Origin of the sequence: Kitasatospora sp. NPDC057015, assembly GCF_042673745.1 — a bacterium.
Taxonomy (GTDB): Bacteria; Actinomycetota; Actinomycetes; order Streptomycetales; family Streptomycetaceae; genus Kitasatospora.
The window spans coordinates 1-15,398 of sequence record NZ_JBHUSG010000016.1; the positions used below are offsets into that span (position 1 = coordinate 1).

The following is a 15,398-nucleotide window of genomic DNA, read 5'->3' on the forward strand; positions in this document are numbered from 1 at the left end:
TGTCGGGCGGACCGCCCGCCGTGCGGACCGCCCGCGGCGAAGGAGGGACCCCAGCGTGACCGACCAGCCCGGACCCCCCGGCCCGGCGCCGCGCCTGACACCGCCCGGGCGTCGGACCCGGCCGGGGAGCTCGGAGTGCCGGCCGTCGAGCCGTCCTGGATCTCGACGTGCTCCCGGTGCAGCTCCTCGCGCACCACGTGGTCGTCGGTGTACCGCTCCACCACCAGCCGCACCCGCTCGATCGGCACCAGGTACTTGCGCACCACCGGCCGCTCCTCGCGCAGCGTGACCTCCTCCACGGCCTCCGCGATCTCCTCCTGGGTCAGCGCGTCCCGCTCGCCCTCGGTCACCGGGACCCGCTCCACCCGCACCCGCTCCCGCACCACCGGCACGTGCCGCTCGACGGTCTCACTGGTCACGTACTTGCGCAGCCGCGCCGTGTACGTCACCTGCCACTCGGTGGAGATGTCGAGGCGCTCCTCGTGGCAGGTGATCTCCACCGGGCCACCCGGAGCGGTGCTCGCGGCATCCGCGCCGGCGCCGGCGAGCGGTTCGGCCGCGGCCGGCTTGGCGTACATCGGCGTCGGACCCGACCGGCCCGCCGGCGCGGCGGAGTCCGCGCCCGCCGCACGGCCGCCCGCCTCCTCGCCGGAGGGCGCCCGGTGCTCGGGCGTCAACGAGGCCGGCGGCTCGGCGACCCGCTCCAGCTTCTCCAGCTTCTCGGCCTTCTCCGGTACGGCGGCGGCCGGTGCGGCCTGCTCCGCCGCGGAGGCCTCGGTGCCGCGGCCCGCCACCGCGCCGCCCGCCGCTGCCGCCGCCGCCGCGCCCCCCGCCACGGCCGCGCCGGCCGCCGCCGTACCGGCCGGGCCGGCCGCGCCGGGGACGGCACCGAAGTCGAGGTCGGCCGGCCGGTCGTCCGCGCGGGTGTCGTCCTTCGCCGAGCCGGACTGGTTGTCCGCCGGGGTGTCGAGCCCGTAGTAGCGGTACAGCTGGAGCTCCTGGGCGGGGGAGAGGTGCTGGCCCACGCCGAAGTCCGGCGACTCCTTCACCAGCGACTTGTCGTACGGGACCCGCAGTTCCTCACCCGAGAACTCGCTGGTGGTCAGCGGGACGAAGGCGTCGCGGCCGAAGATGCCCGTCCGCACGGCGGCCCACTCGGGCTGGCCGGTCGCGTCGTCCAGGTACACCTCGTCCACGGTGCCGATCTTGTCGCCGTTGCGGTCGACCGCCCGGTGCCCGATCAGGTCTCTGGGGTCGATGTCGGTTTGCACTCAATTCCTCCGGTGCGGATGCTCCTGCGGAATTCCCGCAGGGGTGCGGCTGGAGGGTCCGGCCCATCCGCCACTTCATACGAAAAGGCATGAACCGGGCGCCTGCGAGCCGAGCGCCGCCGTCCGGGCGGGCCGTCCGCCTTCCCGGACCAGTGCGCACCCGGACGAGGAGCGGGGGCGCACCCGTGATCGGGAGGGCTCCCGCTGGTACCCTGGGCGCGACCGCCGAGCCCGCTCGGGAGAGTCCCCGGCCACCGGGAACCCGTGGCGGGGGCGCCGAAGGAGCAACTCCTCCCCGGAATCTCTCAGGCATCCGTACCGTGTGGGATAGGTCACTCTGGAAAGCAGGGCAGGACCGCCGGCGAGGGAGCCGACGGCCACCACCCTCACCGACGGTGCAAGCCGGCGGGGTGCCGACGCACCCCGCGCGGGCGAAGCTCTCAGGTCCCGATGACAGAGGGGGAGGCCTGTTGGGTTCGTTCGCCAGGGCCGGCCCGCTGTCCGCAGCGGCCACGGCCGACCGGCGTGCGCGCCCCCGCCGGTCCGTGACCAGGAGGCCTCGACCATCATGAACGCCCAGCCGAACGCCGGTCGCCCGCTCAGCTCAGCGACCCTCGCCGAGCTTGAGCAGGCCAGCCCCTTCGAGACCCGCCACATCGGCCCCGACACCGGGGCCCAGGAGAAGATGCTCGCCCAGGTGGGCTACGCCTCCCTGGACGAGCTGTCCGCCGCCGCCGTGCCCGAGGCGATCCGCTCGATCGACGGGCTCGACCTGCCCGCCGGCCGCACCGAGGCCCAGGTGCTGGCCGAGCTGCGCGAGCTCGCCGCCGCCAACCAGGTGCTCACGCCGATGATCGGCCTGGGCTACTACGGCACCTTCACGCCGCCGGTGATCCTGCGCAACGTCATGGAGAACCCGGCCTGGTACACCGCCTACACGCCGTACCAGCCCGAGATCTCGCAGGGCCGCCTGGAGGCGCTGCTCAACTTCCAGACCGTGGTCTCCGACCTCACCGGCCTGCCGACCTCCGGCTCCTCCCTGCTGGACGAGGGCACCGCCGCCGCCGAGGCGATGGCGCTGACCCGCCGGGTCACCAAGGTCAAGGGCGGCGTGTTCCTGGTCGACGCCGAGACCCTGCCGCAGACCGTCGCGGTGATCCGGACCCGCGCCGAACCGACCGGCGTGGAGGTGGTCGTCGCCGACCTCGCGGCGGGCATCCCGGCCGAGATCGCCGAGCGCGGCGTCTTCGGCGTGCTGCTCCAGTACCCGGGTGCCACCGGTGTGGTGCGCGACCTGGAGCCGCTGATCGAGCAGGCCCACGGGCTCGGCGCCGTCGTCGCCGTGGCCGCCGACCTGCTGGCGCTCACCCTGCTCAGGTCGCCCGGCTCGCTCGGCGCCGACATCGCCTGCGGCACCTCGCAGCGCTTCGGCGTCCCGATGGGCTTCGGCGGCCCGCACGCCGGCTACCTCTCGGTGCGCGCCGAGTACGCCCGCTCGCTGCCCGGCCGCCTGGTCGGCGTCTCGGTCGACGCCGACGGCAACCGCGCCTACCGGCTCGCCCTGCAGACCCGCGAGCAGCACATCCGCCGCGAGAAGGCCACCAGCAACATCTGCACCGCGCAGGTGCTGCTCGCTGTGATGGCCTCGATGTACGCCGTCTACCACGGCCCCGACGGCCTGGCCGACATCGCCCGCCGCACCCACCGCTACGCCGCCGCGCTCGCGGCCGGGCTGCGCGCCGGGGGCGTCGAGCTGCTGCACGGCGAGTTCTTCGACACCGTCACCGCCAAGGTCCCCGGCCGCGCCGCCGAGATCGCCGCCGCCGCGCGGACCCACGGCATCAACGTCCACCAGGACGGCGCGGACCTGATCTCGGTCTCCTGTGACGAGACCACCACCCGCGAGCACCTGGCCGGTGTCTGGGCCGCCTTCGGCGTGCCGCAGACCGAGATCGACGAGACCGCCGAGGCGCTGCCCGCCGCGCTGCTGCGCGAGGACGACTACCTCACCCACCCGGTCTTCCACAGCCACCGCTCCGAGACCGCCATGCTGCGCTACCTGCGCCGCCTGTCGGACCGCGACTACGCGCTGGACCGCGGCATGATCCCGCTGGGCTCCTGCACCATGAAGCTCAACGCGACCACCGAGATGGAGGCGGTGACCTGGCCCGAGTTCGGCCAGCTGCACCCCTTCGCGCCGATCGAGCAGGCCCAGGGCTACCTCACCCTGATCCGCCAGCTGGAGCAGCAGCTCGTCGAGGTGACCGGCTACGACGCGGTCTCCATCCAGCCCAACGCCGGTTCGCAGGGCGAGCTGGCGGGCCTGCTGGCCGTCCGCGCCTACCACCACGCGAACGGCGACACCCAGCGCGACGTCTGCCTGATCCCGTCCTCGGCGCACGGCACCAACGCGGCCTCCGCCGTGATGGCCGGCATGCGCGTGGTCGTGGTCAAGACGCTGGTCGACGGCGACGTCGACGTGGACGACCTGCGCGCCAAGATCGAGCAGCACCGCGAGCAGCTCTCGGTGCTGATGGTCACCTACCCGTCCACGCACGGCGTGTTCGAGGAGACCATCACCGACATCTGCGCGGCCGTGCACGAGGCCGGCGGTCAGGTGTACGTGGACGGCGCCAACCTCAACGCGCTGGTGGGCCTGGCCAAGCCGGGCAAGTTCGGCGCGGACGTCTCGCACCTGAACCTGCACAAGACCTTCTGCATCCCGCACGGCGGCGGCGGCCCGGGCGTCGGCCCGGTGGCCGTCCGCGCGCACCTGGCGCCGTACCTGCCGAACCACCCGCTGCAGAGCGAGGCGGGACCCGCGACCGGTGTCGGCCCGATCTCGGCGGCGCCCTGGGGCTCGGCCGCGATCCTGCCGATCTCCTGGTCGTACGTCCGGCTGATGGGCGGCGAGGGCCTCAAGCGCGCGACCCAGGTCGCCGTGCTGAACGCCAACTACATCGCCAAGCGCCTGGCCCCGCACTTCCCGGTGCTCTACACCGGCCCCGGCGGGCTGGTCGCGCACGAGTGCATCATCGACATCCGTCCGCTCACCAAGGAGACGGGCGTGACGGTGGACGACATCGCCAAGCGCCTGATCGACTACGGCTTCCACGCGCCGACGATGTCGTTCCCGGTGGCCGGCACCCTGATGATCGAGCCGACCGAGTCCGAGGACCTGCACGAGATCGACCGGTTCTGCGCCGCGATGATCGAGATCCGCGCCGAGATCGACAAGGTCGGCTCGGGCGAGTGGGCCGCGGAGGACAACCCGCTGCGCGGCGCCCCGCACACCGCGGCCACCCTGGCCGGCGAGTGGACCCGCGGCTACTCGCGCCACGAGGCGGTCTTCCCGGCCGGCGTGAACCCGGCGGACAAGTACTGGCCGCCGGTGAGCCGGATCGACGGCGCGTACGGCGACCGAAACCTGGTCTGCTCCTGCCCGCCGCTGGACGAGTACGGCGCCTGACCGGTGCCGCGCCCGGGCGGCGCGGCCTGACGGCACGTGAACGGGGTGGGCCCCGGCGGAACGAACTCCGCCGGGGCCCACCCCGTCAGTCTGTCGCCGACCGGTGCCGCGCCGTTCAGGCGGCGAAGGCCAGCGGGCGGCGCGGGGCGATCACCCGGCCGTCGGGCAGCAGTTCCCCGGTGTCCTCGAAGAGCAGGACGCCGTTGCAGAGCAGGCTCCAGCCCTGCTCGGGGTGGCAGGCCACGGTCGCGGCGGCCTCGCGGTCCTCGGAGTCGGCGGACGGGCACTCCGGACGGTGCTGGCACATGGGTCGTACCCTCGCTTCGCTCGCGATCCTCCCCGTGATGCGGTTGCCGTCGGGTAGTCCGCCGGGAGCCGCCGCGGTAGCCGGATCCTGTCCCGCCGGCCCAGGTGTGAGCCGACGATTCTGTGGGTAGGACAGGTGGTCCTTCCACGCTGGTTCCCAGTGTCGACGTCCGGTGCCCCGAGCGCAGCAATTTGGTGACATGCGCCACAACTCCCGGGCATAGATCACCCATTCAGATGGTGCGCGGCGGAAATAAGTACCGGACGGGCCATGCCTGTGGTAGCCCGGTCGGGCTACTCGGCATGACCCGTCCGGGGGGTGCGCCTCAGGAGACTCCGAGCACCAGCGGTTTGGCCGCGGCGGGGGCGGCGAGCAGCGCCAGCAGGTCCGTCGCCGGGTAGGCGCGGTGCGCGGTGACGCCGAGCGGCGCGGGCGCCAGCGGGATCAGCAGATCGGCGGCCGGGACGGCGTCCGGGGCGTGCAGCCACAGGGCGGTGGCGTACTGGCCCGGAAAGGTCAGCAGTCGGGGCTGGTGCCGGGCGCGCGAGGTCTGTGCGAGCTGCCAGGCCTGCCGCAGCGCCCGGACCGTCGAGTCCAGGTAGGGGCCGGCCGTGAAGTGGGAGAAGGTGTGCCCCTCGACGCTCTGCACCACCTCCGCCGCCGCCGCCACCTCGCTGCCGTCCTTGATCAGGAAGCGCCAGCCCGTCCGCCGTGCGGCCGTGAGCCGCGGCCTGGGGCCGTCCAGGACGTGCACTGCGAGCGGGTGCGCGGGCAGCAGGGTGCCCGCGGGATGGCGCAGCGCGGCGGCGGCCGGTTGGCGCAGCGCGGTCTCCGAGTCGAGGGCCGCCAGAACGGCGCGCAGGGCGCTGGGCGGGGGCTGGGGGGTCTGCAGTGTCATGGCGGGGTCGCCTCTCCGTGAGAGATCGGCGTGCGAGTGCGGCATACCGGCGTGGCGTGTCTGGTGTGACGGGACCTGGGCCGTTGTCCGGTTGTGCATGATCGCGGTGCGGGCGCGGCTGTCGCCGTAGGGGGCTCCGGTGTCGTCGTCGACATCGGAGCGGCGGCAGGCCGGCTGGAGCGCAGTGCGAATTTACTCGAACAGGTGCGCAGGGTGACCTGTTTATCACGTTCAGTGGTGCAGGGCAAGTCGGTATTCGACTGACAGGACGTCAGTTCCCTTGCTTCGTACGACGTTCGACCCCGTCGGGTATCGATCTTCGGGATGGGCATGATGCTTGCACGGTCGGCCTAGAGGAGGGGACCCATGGGCGAGAAGGTCGTGGCCACGCGCGCGGACCTGTCGGACCGGCAGATGTACCGCCGCAAGCTCCAGTCCTGTCTCGACGTGCTGGAACGGATGCTCCGCGAGAACCGCTTCGACCGGCCGCGGGCCGTGATGGGGCTGGAGATCGAGCTCAACCTGGCGGACGACCAGGGGCAGCCGCTGATGCGCAACGAGCAGGTGCTCGGGGCGATCGCCTCCAGCGACTTCCAGACCGAACTCGGCCAGTTCAACATCGAGGTCAACATCGCCCCGCACCGGCTGACCGGCCATGTGCTGGAGGAACTGCGGGAGGAGATCGACACCGGCCTGCGCTACGCCGACCGCAGGGCGGCCGAGGCCGGCGCCCGGATCGTCATGATCGGGATCCTGCCGACGCTGGAGAGCGACCACACCGGTCTTGACTCGATGTCCGCCAACCAGCGGTACAGCCTGCTCAGCGACCAGATCCTGGCCGCCCGCGGGGAGGACATCGCCCTGGACATCGAGGGGGTGGAACGCCTCCAGCTGGAGTCGGTCACCATGGTGGCCGAGGCGGCCGCCACCTCCCTCCAGATGCACCTCCAGGTGACCCCCGAGCGGTTCTCCTCGGTCTGGAACGCCGCCCAGGCGCTCTCCGCTCCGCAGATCGCGCTGGGCGCCAACTCGCCCTTCCTGTTCGGCCGGGAGCTGTGGCGCGAGACCCGCCCGGTGCTGTTCCAGCAGGCCTGCGACACCCGTTCGGCCGAGCTCAAGGCGCAGGGCGTGCGCCCCATCACCTGGTTCGGCGAGCGCTGGGTCGACTCCGCGCTCGACCTGTTCGCCGAGAACCTGCGGTACTTCCCCGCACTGCTGCCGATCTGCGACGACGAGGACCCGGCCAAGGTGCTGGCCTCCGGCGGCGTCCCCAAGCTCGCCGAGATGCGCCTGCACAACGGCACCATCTACCGCTGGAACCGCCCGGTGTACGACATCGCCGAGGGCGTCCCGCACCTGCGCGTCGAGAACCGCGTGCTGCCGGCCGGGCCGACCGTCGCCGACACCCTCGCCAACGCCGCCTTCTACTACGGGCTGGTCCGGGTCCTGGCCGAGCAGCCCCGGCCGGTCTGGAGCCGGCTGCCGTTCGTCCAGGCCGACGAGAACTTCCACAACGCCGCGCGGCACGGGATCGACGCCGTCCTCCAGTGGCCGCGGGCCGGCTGGGGCGGCCGGGGCGGCGGCGTGGCGGCCGTGCCCGCGGTCGACCTGGTGCTGAACGAGCTGCTGCCGCTGGCCTACCAGGGGCTGGACGAGTGGGGCGTGGAGCCGGCCGACCGGGACCGCTACCTCGGCATCATCGAGCAGCGCTGCCTGCGCCGGACCAACGGCGCGGCCTGGCAGAGCGCGACCTTCCACCGGCTGCGCGAACGGTTCGGGATGGACCGGCCGGCGGCGCTCGCCGCGATGACCCGGCGCTACGTCGAGTACATGCGCGGGGGAGAGCCGGTGCACACCTGGCCGATCGGCTGAGGATCCCGCCGGAGCGGTCCGAAAGCGCGGGGTGGATCGGCCGGGTGCGCGCGCCCGTATGGAAGGATGATCGCCCCGGCGGTCGGCCGACCCCGGGGCGAAGCCCGCCCGCTGGAGCCGCCGTGAGCACCGTCTCGACCGAACCCGGGATCCGGCCCCTGTCCCGCCGGCTGCTCGGCGCCGAACTGCTGATCGTCCTCGGCCTCTCGCTCGGTGCCAGCGGCATCAGCGCCCTGATCAGCTTCGCCGGCTCGCTCACCCAGCCGCTCGCGCTCGGCCAGCAGGTCGCCACCCTCAACGGGTCGCGGGCGCCCGGGCGCCCCTGGCTGGACCTCGCCTGGCAGCTCTACTACATCGGGCGCGGCCTGATGCCCGTCGTCCTGGTCGGCTACCTGCTGGTGCGCGAGGGCACCTCGCTGCGCGTCCTCGGCTTCGACCTCACCCAGAAGCTGCGCGACCTCGGTCGGGGCGCGGCCGTGGCCGCCGCGATCGGCGGCTCCGGTCTGGCGCTGTACCTGCTCTCGCAGGCGGCCGGCTACAACCTCACCGTCGCCCCCTCCGGCCTTCCCGACGTCTGGTGGCGCATCCCCGTCCTGGTCGCCTCGGCCTGGGAGAACGCGATCCTCGAAGAGGTCATCGTGCTCGGCTACCTGATCCGCCGGCTCGGCCAACTGGGCTGGGGCTGGCCGGCGATCGTGGTCGCCAGCTCGGTGCTGCGCGGGTCCTACCACCTGTACCAGGGGGTGGGAGGCCTGGTCGGGAACATGGTGATGGGGGTGGTCTTCTGCCTGGCCTACCGCCGGTGGGGCCGGGTGATGCCGCTGGTGGCCGCGCACGGGCTGATCGACACGGTGGCCTTCGTGGGCTACGCCCTGCTGGCGGGCCACGTCGACTGGCTGCCCACCGGCTGACGGCCTGCCGATGGGCAGCCGGCCGGCCGGGTCAGCCGGCGGCCGGCCGGTCCGTAGGGCGGTCGGTCGAGCGGTCGGTAGGGTGCGATCCCGTCGGGGACGGCCCTCGCAGCAGGCCCGGCCGGGGCGGCCGGCCCAGCAGGCGGTCGACGTGGTGGCGCTCCAGCCCGCGGGCCGGGTCGACCCGCAGCAGGACGCGGTCCCGGCGCGGCAGCGCCCGCCGCACCAGCCGACCGGGGATCACGTCGTCGACCCAGGCGAACGGCCTGCCCCCGGCGTAGCGGAGGAGCGGCGCCCACTTGCGGCCGGAGATCAGCTGCATCAGGGGCACCCGCGGGTCGTCCGGCTGCGGCACGTACCCGGCGAACCGGACCACGGGCAGCGGGGGCAGGCCGAGCAGCGGGGAGATGTGCCGGTTCGCCTCCTCCTCCCAGGTGGTCGCCCACACCAGCTCGTAGCCGGTGGCCAGTTCGCGGAGCCACTCGCCGTGCCTGTCGGAGAGGTGGACGGTCCAGCCGAGCAGGTGGTGGCTCGCGAAGCCGTCGCCCGGATCCGGGCGGTCGGGATTGAGGACGCCGTCCACGTCCAGGAACAGCAGGGGCCGTGGCACGGGCACTCCCTCGGCTCGACGTCGTCACCCCTTCGGACGCGCGGCCCGGGCGCGCGGTTGCCGGAGCGGTGTGCGCCCCGGCCGTACGGGCGGGCGGCTGCGCGCGGGCTCAGCCGACCGGTGCCGCCTCCGGCACCGGGGCGTCGGCCGGGGCGGGAGCCCGCCGGCCGAGCCGCCGGACCTGCGGTTCGGCCAGCACGAGGACGCTGAGGAGCACGGTGACGGCGGCGCAGGTCCAGAGCGCGCCGCCGATGCCCAGGGCGCCGGCCGCCGGGCCGGCCAGGGCGGTACCCACCGGGGCCAGGGCCAGCGAGCCGAAGGCGTCGTACGCGGAGACCCGGGACATCAGCTCGGGCGGGATCTCCTGCTGGAGCGCGATCATCCAGTTCACCCCGAAGACGGTCACACCGGCGCCGGAGAGGAACATCGCGGCGGTCAGCAGCGGCATCGGCGCGGCCACTGCGAGGGCCGCCGCGGGCAGGGCGAACAGGAACACGCCGTAGTTGCCGACCAGCAGGATCCGGCGCGGACGCCAGCGCGCCATCAGCAGCCCGGTGAGCACCAGTCCGGCGCCGTCGGCGGCCAGCGCGATGCCCCAGTCGCGGGCTCCGCCGAGCCGGGACTCGGCGACGATCGGGCCGTACACGGCGTCGACCGCGCTGGTGCAGGCCATCAGGACGGAGAACTGCAGCACGATCACCCAGAGCCACCGTCGGGAGGCGAACTCCTGCCAGCCCTCGCGCAGTTCGCGGACCATCCCGCCGCCCTGCGGCGGCCTGGCGCCGGGCTCGATCCGGAGCAGCACCCGCAGTCCGGCGGCCGCCGCGAAGCAGCCGGCGTCGATGGCGAGCACCCAGCCCGGGCCCACCGTGGCGGTGAGCGCGCCACCGAGGGCGGCGCCCCCGATCTGGGCGCCGTTCATGGCCATCCGGTAGACCGAGAAGGCGTGCGGGGCGTGCTCCGGCGCCACCGTCTGCATGATCATGCCGCCGGAGGCCGGGCCGTAGAAGGCCTGCCCGGCGCCGCCCGCCGCCGAGAGCACCACCAGCTCCCAGAGCCGCACCGACCCGGTCAGCACCAGCGCGGCGAGGACGGCCTGCGAGAGCGCGTTGAAGGCGTTGGCGGCGACCATCACGTGGTGGCGCGGCAGTCGGTCGGCGAGGGCGCCGCCGACCAGCAGGAGAAGGACCAGCGGCACCAGGCGCGCGGCCGTGACGTAGCCGATCTCGGTGGTCGAGCCGCCGACGGCGAGGACGGCGAAGGCGGTGGCGATCGGCGCGCCGGCGTTGCCCAGCCCGCTGACCACCGTCGCCGCGGTCTGGATGCGGTAGTTGCGGCCGGCCCAGGCGAAGCGGCGGGGGAGAGTGGTTTCGCTGTGCACGTGCGCGACTATGGCGCCCGCGCGGTCAGGTGTCTAACCGATTTTCGGTCCTGTGCCGTCGGGCCCGGGCCGTGCGGTCAGCCCATCGACTCCAGCGTGCGTCCCTTGGTCTCCTTGATGCAGAAGACCACGAACGGGATGGACAGCAGCGCGAAGCAGGCGTAGATGACGTAGGTGGCCGACAGGTTCCAGTCCGCGAGGTCCGGAAAGGTCACCGTGATGGCCCAGTTGGCGATCCACTGGGCGGAGGCGGCGACCGACAGCGCGAGCGCCCGGATCCGGTTCGGGAACATCTCGCCGAGCAGCACCCAGACCACCACGCCCCACGAGAACGCGAAGCAGAAGACGAAGACGTGGGCGGCGACCAGCGCCGTGGTGGCGTAGGAGTCCGCCAGGGTCGCGGTGTCGCCGGTGCCCTCCCGGAAGGAGAAGGCCCAGGCGGCCACGCCCAGCGAGATCGCCATGCCCGCCGAACCGGCCAGCGCCAGCGGCTTGCGGCCGATCCGGTCCACCAGGGTCATCGCGAGCACGGTGCCGATCACGTTGACGATCGAGGTGGAGAGGCTGATCAGCAGCGAGTTGCTCTCGTCGATGCCCACCGACTGCCAGAGGAAGGACGAGTAGTAGAAGATCACGTTGATGCCGACGAACTGCTGGAAGACCGAGGCGCCGATGCCGATCCAGACGATCGGCAGCAGGCCGAACCGCCCGCCCAGCAGGTCCCGGGCCCGTGGTTTGTGGGTGGACGCCAGCACCGTGCGGATCTCGGCGACCCGGGCGTCCAGGTCCACCGCTTCGCCCTCCACCTCGCGCAGCACCTCGCGGGCCTCGTCCTCGCGCTTGGCGGCGATCAGGTAGCGCGGCGACTCGGGGATGGCCAGCGCCATCAGCCCGTACACCAGGGCGGGCACGGTCTCCACGCCGAGCATCCACTGCCAGGCCTGGATGCCCGCCAGGTGCCCGGTGGACTCCCCGCCGGCCGCCTCGTTGAGCGCGTAGTTGGCGAGCTGCGAGACGGTGATGCCGAGCACGATCGCCATCTGCTGGAACGAGGCCAGCCGGCCGCGGTACGCGGTCGGCGCGACCTCGGCGATGTAGGTGGGCGCGATCACCGAGGCGATGCCGATGGCCACGCCGCCGACCACCCGCCAGAGCGCCAGGACCTGGATGGTGGGCGGGAACATCGAGCCGACGCCGCTGATCGCGAAGAGCACGGCGGCCAGCAGCATGGTCCGGACCCGGCCCAGGTGGTCGGCCAGCCAGCCGGCCGCCACCGCGCCGGCCGCCGAACCGAGCAGGGCGATCGCCACCACGAAGGCCGTCTCGCCGTTGCCCACCTCGAAGTGCTTCTGGATGCCCGTCACGGCGCCGTTGATGACGGCGCTGTCGTAGCCGAAGAGGAAGCCGCCCATCGCGGCGGCCGCCGAGATGAACACGACATGCCCGAGATGCGCCTCGTCGGCGTGCGCTGGTGACTTGCTGCTGGCCACGACGAGCTCCTGAGGGTGCGACGGGCCGCCGGCACGGCCGAGTGGACAGGATTCGCCTCACATTCGATCAGGCGGGTGACCTGTCCGCCCGGCCGGCAGTCCGTTCGGCGGCATGTCGCGGCGGACGCAACCCGTCCGGGCGTATCGCCCGACGGTCTGTCGTCCGCCGGAGCCGTCCGCGGTGCCGGCCGGACCCGCGTTCGGCGTGACACGCCACGAACGGCGGCTCAGCCCGCCGGGCAGTCCGAGGGAGCCGGCCCAGGCCGCCCCGGCGCCGGGGCACCGGCCCGTCGGGCGTTGCGCCGCAGCAGCTGCGCGCGGGCCCCGGCGTCCAGCCCCTGCCCGCGCTCCGCCAGCAGCCCGGCGATCGCCCGCTGTTCGTCGGCGGGCTTCTTGTCGTCGTACTTGAACTTGGCGCGGACCTCCCGCACCGTCAGCCGCAGCCCGCGCAGCCCCGGGAGCAGCCCCCCGAAGGGCTCGGCCCCGGGGACGACGCGGACCTCGGGCGCCTCCGGCTGGAAGTGCGCCAGCTGGCGGTTGAGGATCTCCGCCTTGCCCGCGGCGTCCTCGACGGTCTCGGCGGTGCAGGAGAACTGCACCGAGGCGTAGTAGCTGGTCGGCGTACCGGGGTCGCCGCGCCAGCGGCCGGGGGCGAAGGCGTGGTCGTCCGTCACCGAGAGCGTCACCTGCGGGTCGGCCCGCAGGGCCGCCCAGATCGGGTTGGGCGCGGCGAGGTGCAGCAGGATCTCACCCGCGTCCGCGTCCAGGAGGAAGTGCGTGGGCACGAGGACGGGCCCGCGCCCGTCGGTGCCGTTGGCGGCGAGCAGTCCGAAGTCCCGCCCGGCGGCGAGCCAGGCGCGCCATTCGGCGTCCTCGCCCCGGTCCCAGCTCCTGAGCAGCATCCGGTCCTCCGGTCAGTGGAGTTCGCGCAGGTACGCGGGCAGCGGCACGGTGCTGGAGGCGTCCGGCACGGGGGCGCCGTGCACCGTGGAGACCGGGACGACGCCGGCCCAGTACGGCAGGGCGAGGTCCGCCTCGTCGTCGTCGGCGCCGTCCGCCCGGGTCTTCGCCGAGACCTCGTCGAGGTCCAGGCGGACGACGGCGGTCGCGGCGAGCTCCTTGGCGTTCGGCCGCCGCACGTCGCCGGAGCGGCCGGGGACGGCGTGGTCGACCAGCGCGTCCAGCGCGATCGCCAGCTCGTCGGGGTCGGTGACCTGGTGGGCGGTGCCGTGGGCCACCACGGAGCGGAAGTTGACCGAGTGGTTGAAGGCGGACTTGGTGAGGACCAGGCCGTCGACCAGGGTGACGGTGAGGCAGACCGGGAGGCCCGGGTCGGCGGCGCCGCGCATCGGGCGGCTGCCGGTGGAACCGTGGACGTAGAGGCGGTCGCCGACCCGGGCGTAGATGGTGGGCAGGACGACCGGCGCGCCGTCGGCGACGAAGCCGAGGTGGCAGACGTAGGCGCTGTCGAGGATCGCGTGGATCGCGTCCCGCTCCCAGGTGGCGCGGTCCTTGTAGCGGGTGGGGGTGGTGCGCGGGGTGCGGGAGTAGGCGGTGCCGTCCGACATGACAACCTCTATGTACTAGTGCATAATTACTTTTGTGCTAGGAGAATATACGATCAAGGGACGCCGGGCCAGCGATATCGCGGCGGACGTCGAGGCCGCGGTCGGCGCCGGAAAGCTGGCACCCGGCGCCGCCCTGCCACCGCTGCGCGAACTCGCCGAACAGCTCGACGTCAACCCCAACACCGTCGCCGCCGCCTACCGGCTGCTGCGCGACCGCGGGGTGATCGAGACGGCCGGCCGCAAGGGCAGCCGGATCCGCCCCCGCCCCGCCCTCGCCCCGCGCGACCGGATCCGCGTACCCGTCCCCCCGCACGCCCGCGACCTGTCCGCCGGAAACCCGGCCGTCGAGCTGCTCCCCGCCCTGGCCCCGGCGCTGGCCGCGGCGGCGGCCGCCGCCGACCGGGCCCCGGTGCTGTACGGACACCCGCCGGCCGACCCGGGGCTGCTCGACCTCGCCCGCGCCTCCTTCCTCGCCGACGGCGCGCCCCGGGGCCGGCTGCTGGTGGCCTCCGGCGCACTGGACACCATCGAACGCGTCCTCGCCGCCCGGCTGCGCCCCGGCGACCAGGTCGCGGTCGAGGACCCGGGCTGGGGCAGCCTGCTCGACCTGCTGCCCGCGCTCGGACTCCGGCCGGTGCCCGTCCCGCTGGACGAGGAGGGGCCGCTGCCGGCCGGGCTCGGCGCGGTACTGGCCGCCGGCGCCCGTGCGGCGATCGTCACCAACCGCGCGCAGAACCCGACTGGGGCGGCCCTCACCCCGGAGCGCGCGCGGGAGCTGCGCGCGGTGCTGGCCGCGCATCCCGGCGTGCTGCTGATCGAGGACGACCACGGCCACGGCATCGTCGACCAGCCCTTCCAGTCGCTCTCCCGGGGCTCGCAGGGCGAGCCGGTGACCACCCACTGGGCGGTGGTCCGCTCCGCCGCCAAGGCCTACGGGCCCGACCTGCGCCTCGCCGTGGCGATCGGGGACGAGGACACCGTCGCCCGGGTGCTGGGCCGCCAGAGCCTGGGCGCCGGCTGGGTGAGCCACCTGCTCCAGCGCACCGTCGCCGAACTCTGGCGCACCGACGCGGCGCCCGCGCCCCGGGTCGCCGCGGCCTACCGGGCCCGCCGCGAGGAGCTGATCGACGCGCTGGCCGCGCACGGGATCGAGGGGCGCGGGGTCAGCGGGCTGAACGTCTGGGTGCCCGTCCCGGACGAGACGGCGACGGTGGCGGGCCTGGTCCAGCACGGCTGGGTGGTGGCGCCCGGTGCGCGGTTCCGCCTGCAGTCGCCGCCCGGGGTGCGGATCACCGCGGCCACGCTGGCTCCCGGTGAGGCGGGCCGGCTGGCGGCCGACCTGGCCGCCGTCCTGGGGGCGGGCGGGGGCGGTGCCCGGACGGCCTGAGCGGGCCCGGAACCCCTGCCGGGGCAGCCGGCTCGGGCGGTCCGGAACTCCTGTCGGGGCGGTGGCGCCCGGTCGTCGGGGGGCCTGCGGAACGGCCCCTCGAACCGCTCGGTAACAAGGCGAGAAAGTCGCTGCAGATACCTAGCGGTAACAAGCGCGAGCATGTCATGTTTCTCCCGCCACCGGCCGGCGGCCCACCCTCACCCCCGCGTCTCCCCGCTCCCACACGGCGGA

Annotated in this window: 12 protein-coding genes and 1 riboswitch; of the genes, 4 read left to right on the forward strand and 8 right to left on the reverse strand. The window is 73.9% G+C overall.

Annotation, left to right across the window (positions count from 1 at the left end; all coding sequences use genetic code 11):
• On the reverse strand, positions 1-1,271 hold a 1,271-nt coding region (locus ACFTWP_RS17395; protein WP_380265419.1), incomplete at its 3' end, for a PRC and DUF2382 domain-containing protein.
• 226 nt (positions 1,272-1,497) lie between these two features.
• A riboswitch (glycine riboswitch) is annotated at positions 1,498-1,602 on the forward strand.
• 237 nt (positions 1,603-1,839) lie between these two features.
• Here ACFTWP_RS17395 and gcvP point away from each other — a divergent pair.
• Positions 1,840-4,740 carry an aminomethyl-transferring glycine dehydrogenase gene (gcvP, locus tag ACFTWP_RS17400; protein ID WP_380265420.1) on the forward strand — a complete coding sequence of 967 codons (2,901 nt, stop codon included), beginning with the start codon at positions 1,840-1,842 and terminating at the stop codon, positions 4,738-4,740.
• Positions 4,741-4,855: 115 nt separating this feature from the next.
• Here gcvP and ACFTWP_RS17405 read toward each other — a convergent pair whose 3' ends face one another.
• Together ACFTWP_RS17405 and ACFTWP_RS17410 are read right to left on the reverse strand one after the other, a co-directional pair.
• Complete coding sequence (locus ACFTWP_RS17405; protein WP_073927307.1) at positions 4,856-5,047, reverse strand: DUF5999 family protein; 192 nt, start codon at positions 5,045-5,047, stop codon at positions 4,856-4,858.
• A 325-nt stretch (positions 5,048-5,372) separates the two neighbouring features.
• The gene (locus tag ACFTWP_RS17410; protein WP_380265421.1) at positions 5,373-5,945 is read right to left on the reverse strand and encodes a hypothetical protein; all 573 of its coding nucleotides are present in this window, start codon (positions 5,943-5,945) and stop codon (positions 5,373-5,375) included.
• A 366-nt stretch (positions 5,946-6,311) separates the two neighbouring features.
• Here ACFTWP_RS17410 and ACFTWP_RS17415 point away from each other — a divergent pair, with 366 nt between their 5' ends.
• Entirely contained in the window at positions 6,312-7,817 is a 1,506-nt protein-coding gene (locus tag ACFTWP_RS17415) for a glutamate--cysteine ligase (protein WP_380265423.1), read from the forward strand.
• Between the two features lie 122 nt (positions 7,818-7,939).
• The gene (locus ACFTWP_RS17420; RefSeq protein ID WP_380265424.1) at positions 7,940-8,728 is read left to right on the forward strand and encodes a CPBP family intramembrane glutamic endopeptidase; all 789 of its coding nucleotides are present in this window, start codon (positions 7,940-7,942) and stop codon (positions 8,726-8,728) included.
• Between the two features lie 31 nt (positions 8,729-8,759).
• Here the strand turns inward: ACFTWP_RS17420 and ACFTWP_RS17425 are convergent, their stop codons facing one another.
• The 5 genes from ACFTWP_RS17425 to ACFTWP_RS17445 form a co-directional block, all read right to left on the reverse strand.
• Positions 8,760-9,338 carry an HAD domain-containing protein gene (locus tag ACFTWP_RS17425; protein WP_380265425.1) on the reverse strand — a complete coding sequence of 193 codons (579 nt, stop codon included), beginning with the start codon at positions 9,336-9,338 and terminating at the stop codon, positions 8,760-8,762.
• A gap of 109 nt (positions 9,339-9,447) precedes the next feature.
• Entirely contained in the window at positions 9,448-10,719 is a 1,272-nt protein-coding gene (locus ACFTWP_RS17430; RefSeq protein ID WP_380265426.1) for an MFS transporter, read from the reverse strand.
• Positions 10,720-10,796: 77 nt separating this feature from the next.
• Positions 10,797-12,209, reverse strand: coding sequence for a sugar porter family MFS transporter (locus tag ACFTWP_RS17435; protein ID WP_380265427.1), 1,413 nt, complete (start codon positions 12,207-12,209; stop codon positions 10,797-10,799).
• Positions 12,210-12,436: 227 nt separating this feature from the next.
• Positions 12,437-13,111, reverse strand: a complete 675-nt coding sequence (locus tag ACFTWP_RS17440; RefSeq protein ID WP_380265428.1) for an FMN-binding negative transcriptional regulator — start codon at positions 13,109-13,111, stop codon at positions 12,437-12,439.
• Positions 13,112-13,123: 12 nt separating this feature from the next.
• On the reverse strand, positions 13,124-13,777 hold the full coding sequence (locus ACFTWP_RS17445) for a pyridoxamine 5'-phosphate oxidase family protein (protein ID WP_380265429.1): 654 nt from the start codon (positions 13,775-13,777) through the stop codon (positions 13,124-13,126).
• A 34-nt stretch (positions 13,778-13,811) separates the two neighbouring features.
• Between ACFTWP_RS17445 and ACFTWP_RS17450 the strand changes: the two genes are divergently transcribed.
• On the forward strand, positions 13,812-15,164 hold the full coding sequence (locus ACFTWP_RS17450) for an aminotransferase class I/II-fold pyridoxal phosphate-dependent enzyme (protein WP_380265430.1): 1,353 nt from the start codon (positions 13,812-13,814) through the stop codon (positions 15,162-15,164).
• The last annotated feature ends 234 nt before the right edge of the window (positions 15,165-15,398 follow it).